Origin of the sequence: Kitasatospora sp. NPDC057692, from assembly GCF_042799475.1 — a bacterium.
Classification (GTDB): Bacteria; Actinomycetota; Actinomycetes; order Streptomycetales; family Streptomycetaceae; genus Kitasatospora.
This window is the reverse complement of sequence record NZ_JBHVIV010000033.1, coordinates 1-13977: the sequence shown is the minus strand read 5'-3', so window position 1 is coordinate 13977 and position 13977 is coordinate 1. Positions and strand designations below refer to the sequence as shown.

The 13977-nt window shown below is 74.3% G+C and carries 9 protein-coding genes and 1 pseudogene; 8 read left to right on the top strand and 2 right to left on the bottom strand.

What is annotated here, in order from left to right; genetic code table 11:
* Positions 1–461: 461 nt before the first annotated feature.
* The 8 genes and pseudogenes from ACFVFS_RS19955 to ACFVFS_RS19920 form a co-directional block, all read left to right on the top strand.
* Positions 462–761, top strand: a pseudogene (locus tag ACFVFS_RS19955) (beta-ketoacyl synthase N-terminal-like domain-containing protein); the annotation flags it as partial.
* A 143-nt stretch (positions 762–904) separates the two neighbouring features.
* On the top strand, positions 905–1108 hold the full coding sequence (locus ACFVFS_RS19950; RefSeq protein ID WP_380625918.1) for a DUF5988 family protein: 204 nt from the start codon (positions 905–907) through the stop codon (positions 1106–1108).
* Positions 1109–1281: 173 nt separating this feature from the next.
* Positions 1282–1704, top strand: a complete 423-nt coding sequence (locus ACFVFS_RS19945) for a nuclear transport factor 2 family protein (protein WP_380625917.1) — start codon at positions 1282–1284, stop codon at positions 1702–1704.
* Between the two features lie 434 nt (positions 1705–2138).
* Entirely contained in the window at positions 2139–5372 is a 3234-nt protein-coding gene (locus tag ACFVFS_RS19940) for a type I polyketide synthase (RefSeq protein WP_380625916.1), read from the top strand.
* A 22-nt stretch (positions 5373–5394) separates the two neighbouring features.
* A complete protein-coding gene (locus ACFVFS_RS19935; RefSeq protein ID WP_380625915.1) occupies positions 5395–9435 on the top strand; it encodes an SDR family NAD(P)-dependent oxidoreductase in 4041 nt (1346 codons plus the stop codon).
* Positions 9436–9449: 14 nt separating this feature from the next.
* Entirely contained in the window at positions 9450–10037 is a 588-nt protein-coding gene (locus tag ACFVFS_RS19930; RefSeq protein WP_380625914.1) for a carboxymuconolactone decarboxylase family protein, read from the top strand.
* A gap of 7 nt (positions 10038–10044) precedes the next feature.
* Positions 10045–11382, top strand: coding sequence for a cytochrome P450 (locus ACFVFS_RS19925; RefSeq protein ID WP_380625913.1), 1338 nt, complete (start codon positions 10045–10047; stop codon positions 11380–11382).
* A gap of 77 nt (positions 11383–11459) precedes the next feature.
* Positions 11460–12791 carry a hypothetical protein gene (locus ACFVFS_RS19920; RefSeq protein ID WP_380625911.1) on the top strand — a complete coding sequence of 444 codons (1332 nt, stop codon included), beginning with the start codon at positions 11460–11462 and terminating at the stop codon, positions 12789–12791.
* A gap of 200 nt (positions 12792–12991) precedes the next feature.
* Here ACFVFS_RS19920 and ACFVFS_RS19915 read toward each other — a convergent pair whose 3' ends face one another.
* Together ACFVFS_RS19915 and ACFVFS_RS19910 are read right to left on the bottom strand one after the other, a co-directional pair.
* Entirely contained in the window at positions 12992–13474 is a 483-nt protein-coding gene (locus ACFVFS_RS19915; RefSeq protein ID WP_380625909.1) for an Imm21 family immunity protein, read from the bottom strand.
* Between the two features lie 189 nt (positions 13475–13663).
* Entirely contained in the window at positions 13664–13855 is a 192-nt protein-coding gene (locus tag ACFVFS_RS19910; protein ID WP_380625907.1) for a hypothetical protein, read from the bottom strand.
* Positions 13856–13977 lie beyond the last annotated feature (122 nt).

Sequence of the window (13977 nt, the reverse complement as noted above, 5' to 3'; positions counted from 1 at the left end):
CCTTGACCGTCGTACCCGGAACTTCGGCAGGACCGGCTTGCGGCAGTGGGCGGCACGACCGAGGCGTTCTGCGGGAACCTGCGTCGACCAGCGGCCGGAGCCGCGCGCGGCACGGGTCGTGTTCAACCTCGCCCACGCTGCGCCGCGATGGTGCCGTCCGCCGAGGTTCACCCGATCAAGTGGCGGGCTCCGGTCGGCGCGGTGCTCACCCGACCGCGATGGCGTCGGGCGGGGCGGGGTGGCGACCTTCGCGAGCGGCAGGGCGGCGTCGACGGCTTCGGTATCGAGGGCGAGGCCGCCGTCGCCTCATGGCGAGGAGAGCCGGCTCTGGCTTATGCCGCCACCCGCCACCCCCTTGACACGGCCTAACCGGGGCGGAATGGTTGTTTTCGTACATATTAACTATTTGTCCACGGGTGTGACGTCGCGGCGTCAACACTCTCCCCGCCGATTCTCCCGCAGCGCTGCGGGCTTTCCTCTGCTCCGGCGCCGACGCCGCAGGGACCCTGCCGCCGAAGCGCCGGTCGTGCGACGAGCCGGGCGACGTGGTTCCCGAGGTCGCCGAGCGGATGCGTCGGGGGCGCTACCTGGCCTCCGGCGTCGGGGCGTTCGCCCCCGCACGGTTCGGGACGGGCCCGGCGGCAGGTGCGCGGGTCGACCCGCGGCACCGGCTGTTCGCGGAGGTCGCCCGGAAGGCGCTCGAGCGTTCCGGGGCCCCCGGTGGACCTGAGCGGCACCCGGACAGGTGTCCGTACCGCTGACGACCTGTCGCACACCCGGGACGACGCCGAACGGCAGCACGGCGACGGAGCCGGCCCGCTCATCTTCACGGAGCCCCCTCGGGGAGCATCGGCCGACACCCTCCGGACCCGTCCGGATCCTCACCTGAGGGAGTGAACGAACGATGGACAGATTCACCGAGCCCCACCTCGTCGGAGGTCCGGAGGAGCTCCTGCGGACACCGCCGCCGCCCGTCCGCGAGGACGCCGACCGGCTGACGTACCGCTGGCGCAACGGCTACGAGCACTACGAACGTGAGGAGCGCACCACCGACGCCGAGTACGAACCGACGTATCGGTGGGCCTACCACACGACGATCGCCGAATGACCTGCCCGGCGGGCCGGAGGGGGACCGCGACCCGTGCCCGGGGCGCGGCAGTGCGTCCCGGGCGCGCCTGACAGGCCCTGCGCCCGAGCCCCGCCTGCCGGACCGCCGGACCGCTTGACCGCTTGACCGGTGGAGGAGCACTTCTCCCGCCGCTGTCGGAGAACGGAGGAACCATGAACATCCCGGCAGAACGAGACAGACTGTTCCGCACCTGGGCGGATGCCGTGTCCGCCGACGACCTCGAAGCGTACCTGTCGTGCTACGCCGACGACCTCCGTGTGGAGGACCTCGCCGTGGAGATGGCGGTGGAGGACAAGCCCGGGCTCCGCAAGGCCGGAGAAGTCTGGTTCACCGCGTTCCACGACCACCAACTCACCCTCGACGGCTACCTGGTGGGGGAGAACGGCGAGATCGCCACCCGGTGGACGCTCTCCGCCACAGTGGTCGGGCACTTCCCCGGCCTCACCGAGAACGCCGTGATGGGCCGCCGCTTCACGAAACACGGGCTGAGCGTCTTCACCTTCTCGCCCGACGGGCGCTTCCGCACCGAGGTCGCCTACTGGAACCTCGCCACCGTCATCCGACAGATCACCTGACTGATCGGCAAACCGCCCCGCGGTCCTGCCTGTCCGGCCCCGCCGGACAGGGGGCACGTCGACCCCGGGGCGGAGACAGCCCTGAACGGCTGCCCGGGCATCTCGAGGACCGTCTCGCCGGTCCACCGCGGCCACGGTCCGACCGCCGCGGGCAGGGTCGCCGGGGTTTCAACGCTTTCACGCATCGACCAGCGCGGGAGTCTAGGCCGCCCCGGCGGAATCGTGCATCGTTTCCCATATCGGCGGATTCACTTCGGAAGCGCTACCGGCCCGGACGGGCAATGGTGATCGCCGGTCCTCCCCGGCCGCGGGTCCTGTGCCCCCGCCGCTCTCCGGGCACGCCGTCGAGGCGCGGGAGCCCGACCTCCCAGCACCTCGGCGACAGGGGTTCCGCCGCACCCGCCGCCGCGGCCTCTGCGAAAGGAGCGGTCCTGATGTCCACCGAACCGTCCACGGTTGCGGCGCCCGGCGAGCAGACGCGGGTTCCGATAGCGGTCCTGGGGATGGACTGCCGATTCACCGGGCCCGCGACGTCCCCGGAGGGGCTCTGGCGGATGCTGGCGGCGGGCGAGCACTCGGCCAGGGGGCTGCCGCGGGACCGCGGTTGGAAGCTGGACGGGCTCTACGACCCGGACCACACCGTCGAGGGCACCACGTACGTCCGGGAGGCGGGCTTCCTCGACGACGTGGCGGGCTTCGACGCCGAGGTGTTCGGGATCGGCCCGCGTGAGGCGTCCGCGATGGACCCCCAGCAGCGGCTGCTGCTGGAGAGCAGCTGGCACGCGCTGGAGCGGGCGCACATCGCCCCGAGGAGCCTGGACGGCAGCCGCACCGGCGTCTACGTGGGTATGAACGACAGCGGCTACAGCCGGCTGACCGGCAACGCCCCTTCCGGACTGGAGAGTTACCTCCTCACGGGTACGCAGGTCAGCGTGGCGTCGGGCCGGATCGCCTACGCCCTGGGGCTGAACGGTCCGGCGCTCACGGTGGACACCGCATGCTCGTCCTCCCTGGTGGCCCTGCATCTCGCCGTGCGGGCGCTGAGGGCCGGCGAGTGCGACGTGGCGATCGCCGCCGGCGCCACCGTGATCGCCTCGCCCGAGCAGCTGAAGTGGTTCTCCCGGCTGAAGGTGTACGCCCCGGACGGGCGGTGCAAGGCCTTCGCCGCCGAGGCGGACGGGTTCGCCCCGGCCGAGGGCGTCGCCTCGGTGGTGCTGATGCCGTTCGAGTCGGCCCGGGCCGCCGGTTACCCGGTGCTCGCCCTGGTACGCGGCAGCGCGATCAACCAGGACGGGGCCAGCGACCGGCTGACGACCCCGAGCGGGCCGGCCCAGCAAGCCGTCATCCGGGCCGCGCTGCGCGACGCCGGTCTGGAACCCGGGGACGTCGGGGTGGTCGAGGCGCACGGCCCGGGCACCCGCGCGGGGGACCCGGTGGAGGCGGCGTCGCTCCAGGCCTGTTACGGCAGCCACCGGACCCCCGAGGACCCGCTGTGGATCGGTTCGGTGAAGACGAACATCGGGCACACCACCGCCGTCGCGGGCCTGGCCGGCGTGGTGAAGATGGTGCTGGCCCTCCAGCACGAGCACCTGCCCGCCACCCTGCACGCGGAGCACCCCACACCGGCCGTCGACTGGAGCGCGGGGACGGTGCGGCTGCTGCACGAGCCGCGGCCCTGGCCGCGCGGGCCGCGCCCGCGCCGGGCCGGGGTCCTGGCGTACGGCATCAGCGGCACCAACGCGCACGCGGTGCTGGAGGAGGCGCCGGCCGACCTGCGGACCGCCGCCCCCGGCCGTCCGGCCGAGGACGACGGAACCGGGAACGACGGAACCGGGAACCACGGGGCCGGGAACGGCGAGGCCTGGAAGGACGGGACGGGGGTCTGGCTGTGGCCGCTGTCCGGAGCCGGTGAGGAGGGCCTGCGGGCCCAGGCCGCCCACCTGGCGCGGCATGTCCGCACGACGCCGACGGCCGACCCCGCCGACGTGGCCTGGTCCCTGGCCACGACACGCAGCGCGCTCCCGTACCGCGCCACCGCGGTCGGCGGCGGTGTCGACGAGTTGCTGGGCGGGCTCGACGCCCTCGCACGGGGAGAGGCGTCCACCGCGGTGGTGAGCGGGAAGGCCCTGCCCGGTACGGCCCCCGTCTTCGTCTTCCCCGGGCAGGGCGCCCAGTGGCCGGGCATGGCCGCGGCGCTGATGGAGGCCTCGCCCGCCTTCGCGTCCGCGCTGCGCGCCTGCGGCGAGGCCCTGCGGCCGTGGCTCGACGTCGACATCGAGGACGTCGCGTGCGGATCGCCCGGCGCGCCGCCCCTGGCACGGGCCGAGTACGTCCAGCCCGCCCTGTTCGCCGTGTACGTGGCGCTCGCCGGGCTGTGGCGTGCGCACGGTGTCCGGCCCGCGGCGGTGATCGGGCACAGCCAGGGCGAGATCGCCGCCGCGCACGTCGCCGGGGTGCTGTCCCTGGAGGAGGCGGCCCGCGTCGTCGCGCTGCGCAGCCGGGCCCTGCGGCACGTCACCTCCCGGGGAGGGATGGCCTCCCTGGCCGCTCCCGCCGCAAAGGCCGCGCTCCTGATCGCCCCCTGGGCGGGCCGGGTGGAGGTGGCGGTGGAGAACGGCCCGGCGGCGACGGTGGTGGCCGGGGACAGCGACGCCCTCGCGGAGGTACTGGAGTGCTGCGCCCGCGAGGGGGTGCGCGCCCGGCGGCTGCCCGTCGACTACGCCTCCCACAGCCCGCACATGGACGCCGTCCGCGAGGAGGTCCTCGCGCTGCTGGGGGACGTGGCGTGCGCGCCCGGACACACACCGGTGTTCTCCGCGACCCTGGGGCGCCGCGTCGACCGCACCGCGCTGGACGCCGGGTACTGGTACCGCAACCTGCGGGAGACGGTGCGTTTCGATGCGGCCGTGCGGGAGGCGGTGGCCGCCGGGCACCGGCAGTTCGTCGAGGTCTCCCCGCATCCCGTCCTGGCCGCGGCCGTCGCCGACATCCTGGCCGACGCGGGCGTCGAGGGCGCGGCGGTGCCCACCCTGTACCGGGACCAGGACGGGGCGACGGCCTTCGCCACCGCGCTCGCCCGCGCCAACGCCCTTGGTACGCGGTTGGACTGGGGCGCCCTCTACCCCGGGGCGCGCACCGTCGACCTGCCCGTCCACGCCTTCCGGCACCGCCGCCACTGGCTGCCTGAGGAACCGGCCGGAGCCGGCCTGCGGGACGCGGGTCTGGACCCCCTCGGCCACCCCTGGCTTGCCGCGGCGGTCGACCTGCCGGACGGCGGCACCGTGTTCACCGGGAGCCTGTCGCTGTCCGAACACCCCTGGCTCGGCGGCCACGTCGTGCACGGCACGGTCCTGCTGCCCGCCACCGGCATGCTGGAACTGCTGCTCCGGGCCGCCGACCGGCTCGGCTGCGAGCGCCTGGAGGACGTCGTCCTCCAGGCACCCCTCGCGCTGCCCTCCAGCGGCGCCGTCGACGTCCGGGTGAGCTGCGTCCCGCGGGCGGCCGACCGCCACGCCCTGACCCTGCACTCCCGTACGGCCCTGGGACGGTGGACGTGCCACGCCCAGGCCACCGGCGCGGGGGCCGTCGGGACGGAACGGACGGAACGGACGGAACAGACGGAACAGACGGAACAGACGGAACAGACGGAACAGACGGAACAAGGATGACGGACCGAGGATGTGAGGACGCATGACGACCTGGCCGTCCGCTTCGGCGGAAGAGGTCCCCGTGGAAGGGCTCTACCGGGACCTTCACACCCGCGGCTACGCCTACGGCCCGGAGTTCCGGCTCCACGGCCTGTGGCGCGACGACGCCGGGTTCCACGGTGAGACCGCGCCGAACGGCCGTGACGGCGCCGACGCGGCCCTGTTCCAGCTCCACCCGGCGCTCATGGACGCGGCCCTGCACCCCGTCCTCCTCGCCCTGCGGCGGACGGAGGCGCAGGGGCCGCAGGAGGCGCAGGAGACGGACGGGGAGTACCGGACGCTCCTGCCTCACTCCATCGGCTCGGTGCGGCTGTACGCCCGCGGGGCCGGTGCACTGCGCTCCACCGTGACCGCCACGGCGGGCGGCGGCTTCGACATCCGCGTCACCGACCTCGCGGGACGGACCGTGGCCCTCGTCCACGACCTCCAGGTACGGCCCACCACGACCAGGGCCCTGCGTGCGGCGCTCGCCGCCGCCGAGCCCAGCGTCTTCCGGATCGCCTGGCGGCCGTTGGCCGAGCCCGACTCATCGGAGGACGGCGCCCGGTGGGCCGTCGTCGGGCCCGGCCGGGACCTTCCGGGCGCGGCGCGCTTCCCCGATCTCGCCGGCCTGGCGGAGGCGCTGGCCACCGGAGCGGCCGCGCCCGACGCCGTCCTGCTCGACCGGCGCGCCGCCCCGGACGGCCGCGGCACCACCGTGCGGGCCGACGAGGTCCACGAGCGCCTCTGCGCGCTGCTGAGCGACCTGCAGCGGCATCTGGCGGACCAGCGGCTCCACGGGACACGGCTGGTGGTCCTGGTCCGCGGTGCCCACAGCGTCCGGTTCGGGGATTCCGTGACCGATTTGCCCGCCGCCGCGTGCGCGGGACTGATCCGTACGGCGCAGCGGGAGAACCCGGGCCGGTGCCAGCTGATCGACCTCGACGGCGGCCCGGTGGCGATCCCCGCGCTGGCCGCGGGGATCGCTGGCGGCCACCCGACCGTGGCGCTGCGCGGCGGCACCGCCTACGTGCCCCGCCTGGTCCTCCCCGACGACGGCGACCTGATCCCCCTGCCGGCCGACGGCAGGCCCTGGCGGCTGGCCCCCTCGCGCAGCGGCACGCTGGACGGGGTGGCGGCCGTTCCGGCGCCGGACGTCCTCGCGCCGCTGGAGCCCGACCAGCTCCGTATCCGGGTCCACGCGAGTGGGCTGAACTTCCGCGATCCGATGACCGCCCTCGCCAAGGTGGACGGCACGTCCATCGGGTGCGAGGTCGCCGGGGAGGTGGTGGCCGTCGGAGCGCGGGTGTCCGGGGTGCGGATCGGCGACCGGGTGGCTGCCTTCGCCGGAGTCGGCGGCCGGGACGGCCTGCACGCTTCCCTGGCGGTGGTCGACCGCCGCTCGGTGCTGCCGGTGCCCGCCCACTGGAGCGACCAGCAGGCCGCCGGGGTCACCGGCGTCTTCGTCACCGCGTACGAGGCGCTGGTCGAGCGGGCCGCGGTGCGCAGGGGCGACAAGGTGCTGATCCACGCCGCCGCCGGCGGATTCGGCATGGCGGCCGTCCAGTTGGCCTCCCATCTGGGCGCCGAGATCCACGCCACCGCCGGCCGGCCCAAGTGGCCCTTGGTGGAGTCCCTCGGCATTCCCGCGCACCGGATCGCCGACTCGCGGAGCCTGGACTTCGAGGAACGGCTCCGCTCGGCGACCGGTGGCACGGGATTCGACGTGGTCGTCGGCAGCCTGGCGGGCGACTTCGTGGACGCCTCCCTGCGGCTGCTGCGTCCGGGCGGCCGCTACGTGGAACTGGGCAAGACCGACGTCAGGGAGGACGAGGCCGTCCGAGCCCGCTACCCGGGGATCGCCTACCACGTCGTCGACCTGCTCAGCGCGCCGCCCGACCGGTTGGGGAGGATCGTCGGGAGGCTGGGCGAGATGTTCGCCGCCGGGGCCCTGCGACCGCTGCCCACCCGGTCCTGGAACGTCCGCCACGCCCGCCCGGCCATGCGCCACCTCAGCCAGGGCCGCTCGACGGGCAAGCTGGTCCTCACCCAGGGGCCCGAGCGGCTGGGCCCCGCCGGCACCGTCCTGATCACGGGAGGGACCGGGACGCTCGGCGCGGAACTGGCACGGCACCTGGTCACCGCCCACGGGGTGCGCCGCCTGGTGCTCGTGGGCCGCCGTGGTGCCGCAGCCCCGCACGCCCGGCAGCTCGCCGAGGAACTGTCCGCGCTCGGAGCCGCCGTCGAACTGCCGGCCTGCGACGCGGCCGACCGCGCGGCGCTCGCCGAGGTCCTCGCGGCGGTCCCGGCGGAGCACCCGCTGAGCGCCGTCGTCCACGCGGCGGGCGTCCTCGACGACTGCCTGGTCGCCGACCTGACCCCGGAACGGCTGCGGACCGTGCTGCGCGCCAAGGTCGAGGCCGCCCTCAACCTGCACGAGCTGACCCTCGGCGGCGGCCTGCGGGCCTTCGTGCTCTACTCCTCCATGAGCGGCCTGCTGGGCTACCCGGGCCAGGCCAACTACGCGGCCGCCAACGCCTTCCTCGACGCGCTGGCCCACCACCGGCGCGCCCTGGGACTGACCGCCACCTCCGTCAACTGGGGCCTGTGGGAGCGGTCCAGCGGCATGACCGCCCATCTGACGCGCACCGATCTGCGCCGGGTCGAGCGCCACGGCCTGCTGCCCCTGTCGACGGCGCGCGCCCTGGCCGGCTTCGACCTGGCGCTGGAACTGGACGAACCGCAGCTGGCTGTGGCGCCCATGCCGTCGGCCGCCGCGGGGGAGCCGCTCCCCGACCTCTTCACCGACCTGTCGGCGCACACCCCGCGGCGCGGCGCGGCACGGGCCGCGACCTCCGACGGGGGCGCCGCGGCGGAAGGCGCCCCGGAGGAGACCGCCCGGCTCCTGCGGCTGGAGCCCGACCGGCGCGCCGAGCGGCTCGTCGACCTCGTCCGGGCCCACACGGCGACCGTCCTGGGGCACCCCGGCCCCGAGGCGGTCGACGCCGAAACGCCGTTCCGCGACGCCGGACTCGATTCCCTGGCGTCCACCGAGCTCCGCAACCGGCTCAGCAGCGCCCTGGGCACCCGGCTGACGGCGACGGCCGTGTTCGACCACCCCACCCCCGCCGCACTCGCCGGCCACCTGGACCGGGTGCTCACCGCGGCCGGCCCCGGCCCCGGCCCCGGCACCGACCCCGACCCCGACCCCGACCCCGCGCCCGCGCCCTCCGACGGACGGCGGGCCCGGCCGGACGGGGACGACGGCGACCTGGTCACCTCCTTCCTCCAGGCCTGCAGGGACCGCCAGTACGAGCGGGCGGTCCGGCCGGTGGAGCTGCGGGCCCGGCGACGCCCGGTCTTCCGCACCGCCGCCGAGGCCCCGGAGCACCGCCCCCTCCTGCTCGCCGACGGTCCGGACCTCCCGGCGGTGGTGTGCGTGCCCGCCATCGGGTCCCCGCCGGACGCCTCCCCCTTCGCCCGGCTGGCCTCCGGATTCTCCGGACGGCGTGCCGTCCGGGCCCTGCAGGCGCCGGGCTACCGGGACGGCGAACCCCTGCCGGCCTCCCTCGATCTGCTGCTGGACCTGTGGGCCGAGGAGCTGGCCGCCGCGCCGACCGCCGACCGCGTCGTCCTGCTCGGTCACTCCTCCGGCGGCTGGTTCGCCCACGCCCTGGCCGAGCGGCTCCGCGGACGCGCCGCACCCGCCGCGACCCTGGTCCTCCTCGACACGCTCCCCCCGGGCACCCGGTCCCACCCCCTCATCGAGGAGGCCGCGTTCCGCGTCGCCGACCACGCGACCCCCGACTTCCCCACCGCCGCGGCCCTGACGGCCGGGATCGCCTACCGCGACCTGATCGCGAACCGGTCCCCGGCCGCCGCCGTCGCCCCGACGCTGTTCCTCCGCCCCCGGGACAGCTCCATGGGCCTCGCCTGGCCCTTCCCCCACCACGCCGTCGACGTGCCCGGCGATCACTTCTCCGTGCTCGGCCGGCACGCCCGGCCGGCGGCCGCCGCCGTGCAGGCCTGGCTGGACTCCCTCTGAAGGAGCGCACACCGATGCCCCCGGACGACACCCCCGCACGACGGATCGCCCCCCTGCCCGCGGACCGCTGGGACGAGCGGGACCGCGCCCTCGCCGCTCGCGTTCCCGAGGTCCTCGGCCCCGGCGTCCCCAACGTCTTCGGCACGCTCCTGCACCACCCCGACCTGCTGGAGGCCCTCGCACCGTTCTCGCTCTTCCTGCTGACGCGCGGGCGCCTCCCGCACCGCGAACGGGAACTGCTGATCCTGTACACCGTCTTCCTCGCCGGGGCCCGGTACGAGTGGAGCCGCCACGTCCCGCTCGCCAGGAGCGCCGGACTGCGGAGCACGGAGATCCGGCGCATCCCGCGCGGACCCGGGGACCCGGCGTGGTCGGACCAGGACCGCCACCTGCTCCGGGCCGCGCACGAACTCCACCGCGGCGCCCGCCTGTCCGAGCGCACCTGGCAGGCCCTCGCCGCCCGGTACGACCACGCCGGGATGATCGAGATCACCATGCTGGCCGGCCACTACCGGATGTTCGCCTACCTCCTGAACTCCGCCGGAACGGAACTCGATCCCGGGTTCACGTCGGAGGCCATGGACTCCTCCGAAGGAGAGTGAGGACACCGTGATCACCAGCCCGACGGACACCGTGCGGATCGCACCCCACCGGCTCCCCGTCGTCGGACACGCGCTGCCCCTGGCGCGGGAGACCCTGCCCTTCCTGCGCTCCGTGCACGCGGCGGGGGACCTGGTCCGCGTGGACATCGGACCGCTGCCGGTGTACTTCGTCACCACTCCCGGCCTCTTCCACCAGGTGCTGGTGAAGGACGCGCACGCGTTCGCCCGCGGCCGGTTCTTCGCCCGGACCCGCCGCCTCCTCGGGGACGGCCTCGCAACCTCCGACGGGGAGAACCACCACCGCCAGCGGCGGCTGATGCAACCGCTCTTCCACCAGAGCCGGATGCCCTTCTACGCCTCGGTCATGACGCGGCACCTCCAGGCCCTCACCGACTCCTGGCGGCCCGGCCTGGAGGTGCGGGTCGAGGAGGAGATGATGAACATGGCCATCGGGATCATCGCCGACGCGATGGTCTCCTGCGACCTCGGGCCCGAGGCGGCCGCGGAGATCCGGTACTGCATGCCCGTGCTCGACAGGACCATCGTCACCCGCGCCCTGATGCCGCGGTGGCTCGACAACGTTCCGATCCCGATGAACCGACGGTTCGACTCCGCGGCGGACCGGATGCGGCGCACCACCGACCGCCTGATCGCCGAGCACCACACCGCCGACGCCCACGACGATCTGCTGTCGTGGCTGCTGACGGCACACGACAGCGCGTCGGGCGAGCGCATGAGCGACACCCGGGTCCGCGACGAGATCACCACGATCCTGGGCGCCGGAAGCGTGACGACCGCGCACACCATGGCCTGGGTGTTCCACGAACTCGCCCGGTACCCCGAGGTGGAGCGCAGGCTCCACGCGGAACTCGCCGACGTCCTGGGCGGACGGCCGGCCACCTACACCGACATCCCGGACCTGGAGTACACCGGCCGCCTGGTCCAAGAGGTGCAGCGGATGTACTCCCCGCCGCTGGGGACCCGGCGGGCCCTCGCACCGGTCGAGATCGACGGCGTGCGGATCCCGTCGGACACCGAAGTGGGATTCAGCCTGTACGCGCTGCACCGCGACCCGCGGCTGTACGCGGAACCCGACCGCTTCGACCCCGACCGGTGGTTGCCGGAGCGCGGCCGACGGCTCCCCCGGGGAGCGTTCATCCCCTTCGCCGCCGGCTACCACCGCTGCATCGGCGAATTCTTCGCGAGGACCGAGATGGCCCTGACGGTCGCCCACATCGCCGCGCACTGGCGCCTTCGCCCCGTGCCCGGGCACCGGGTCCGCCCCGTCGCGGCACTGGTCCCGCGCCCCGACAGACTGCCGATGACCGTGCTGGCCCGCGACTGAGGGTCCCGGTCGGCGACACCGTCGATCGGCCCTCGTCAGCCCACCACCGGCTGTCGGCACCGAGCGAGGAGGGACACATGAAGGAGCGCCAGCCGAACCTGTTACTGGCCGCGTTGCTGTCCGAAGCCCGGTGGAGCACCGGGGAACTGGTACGGGCCGTCACCAGACTGGCCCGCGCACAGGGCCTCGAACTGTCCTACCACCGGACAGCACCCGCCCACTGGCTCACCGGCACCAGGCCCAAGGAACCGACACCCAAGCTCATCGCCGAGGCCTTCAGCCGACGTCTCCGAAGGCCCGTCAGCACGGCCGACATCGGCCTCGGGCAGCAGGGGGCCGCACGGCAGGGCGGGCCCTCGGCCACCGGACCGCGGGGCCTGCCCCGCGTCATGGAACTCGCGCGCACAGACCTGCACCCCGAGCACGGCCCACGCGCACGGGAGCGGATCTACGACTCCGCCCAGCTTCCGGCCCGATCCACCGGGTGCCCGGACGACCGGCAGCCTCTCGCCGCCCACGGGGCGGCCGGCGACCTGGTGGCCCTGTTCAAGGAACTGCACGTCAGGTACGGCGGCATCAACATCCGCCCGATGCTCGCCGGCTACCTGGCCCACGCGGACCGGACGAACGGGCCCGTCCTTGGGGGACAGCCGGCCGACCAGGCCCGGCTCACCTACCGGATGGGCGCGATGACCCTCGACGCCGGACACCACCACCTCGCCCAGCAGTACCTCCTCTGTGCCCTCGACCTCGCCGCGCGGTGCGGCGACCGGGCCACCTACGCCCTCTCCCTGCGCATACTGAGCTTCCAGGCACTGTCACTCGGCTACACCGCCCGGGCCTTCCAGCTCGCCGAACAGGCTACCGCCGTACGGATCCCCGACGGCCCGCTCCGCGCCCTCCTCCTCGGCCAGCGCGCCGTCTGCCGGTCCGCCACCGCCGAACGGTCCGACGCCGTCGCCGACCTCCTGGCCGCCGAACGCTGCTACGACGTGGCGCCCGACGACGACGACCCCTTCCTGCGGTGTCCCCGCGCCGAGTTCGACTACTGGAGGGGCATGGTCCTGTCCGCCTGCCGGGCGGCCCGGCCCGCCCTCAGGGCGTTCGAGGCGTCCCTGCGGCAGTGGGCCGACGACGAGCACATGGGCCTGGCCATGACGTACTCCGCCATCGCCCGCTCCGCCGTGTCCTCGGGAGCTCCGGACCAGGCGGCGGCCCACTGCGAGGCCTTCCTTGCCCACTACGGGAGCATCGCGTCCGTCTACGCGGACCGCGAGCTCGCCCGGGTGCGGTCCCTGCTGCGGACCTTCCGGCGCAACCGGGCCGCCGCCGAGGTCCTCGACCGGGCCGACAGCCTCTTCCCGGTCGCGGGCCCGCCACCCCCGGCCGCGGCCGGCCGGGGCCGGTGAACGGCTCCGACGGGGCGTGCCGCCCACGGCCCGGTCGTGGCCGAGACGCGGTCCCTGGACCACGACGACCGAGACCTGCCGATCGACCACTCCCGGGGGGACGAGGTCGTGGTCCGTTTCGCCGTGTGGGCGCCCGGGGGCACGGCGGCGGTGCGGCCCGCCGGCCGGGGCCTTTGCGACCCCTCTGCACCAGCGTCAGGTCAGGCCGGCCCGACGAACCGGTGGACGCGGAAGCAGGTCAGGTCGTCGGGCTGAATGCTTGCCGAGTCCACCCTGTAGTGCCCAGGACCAAGGGCGAGGATGATGCTCTCGGCGAGCGTCCCGACCTCGGTGCCGAAGTAGGCGGCGTCGAACATGACGAGCTCGCCCGCGGTCCTCAGTACGGGTCCTTCTTCCCACTCGGCGGTGGGAAGTCCGGCCAGGACGATGTCGACGACACCTTCCTCGCTCTCCGCGTAGTGCCAGCGGACGAGGACTCGGCGGTCGGGGAGATAGGCGGTGGAGAGCGGTTCGTCGCCGAGGACGAGCGCCTCGGCTCCATCAGGCAGGCCGAGGACACCAACGAGGCCCCTCACCTCGCAGGCCCGGTCGTAGTCGCCCTCCGTTCCCGACCAGTGCGACAGGACATCGCGTGGAAGCACGATGAACGGCCCGCCCTCCGTCTCCAGCCACGTCAAGGACATGCCGCCTCCACCTTCAGGATCTCCGTTCCGTCGCGACAGCGTATGTGCCGGGGCGGACATAGCCGTGGGCCTGTGGCGGCCGGGGTTCGCAGTGACCGAGAGGAAGCGCTGGGCGCTGATTCCGCTCCGCACTGGAGGACCAGGCTGTTCGGGCGCCGCGTGGCCCAGTCGACCTTGACCAACCGAGCGTCAGGAGCCGACCTCCGGGTCCTGCGCCCATTCCTCGCGCGGCCGAAGCTTCGCCAGGATCTGTTGGGCTTCCCTGCGGACCCCCGTGGCGGGGTCCGTTGCCAGCTCGCGGTACTGCGTGATCAGTCGGTCCGCGCCTTCCATCGTCATCCGGTCGGGATTGCAGTCCAGGGCATCTCCGATCTCGTCCACCGCGTCGGATCCGCCTGCCTGGCTGTATGAGCTGCCCCGAGTTTCGTGGAGTCCGCGATCGTGTGATCAAGCGGCTTGCGGGTGTTGCTTCAGTCTCGTCCGGTACGCCTGTTCGTACTCGT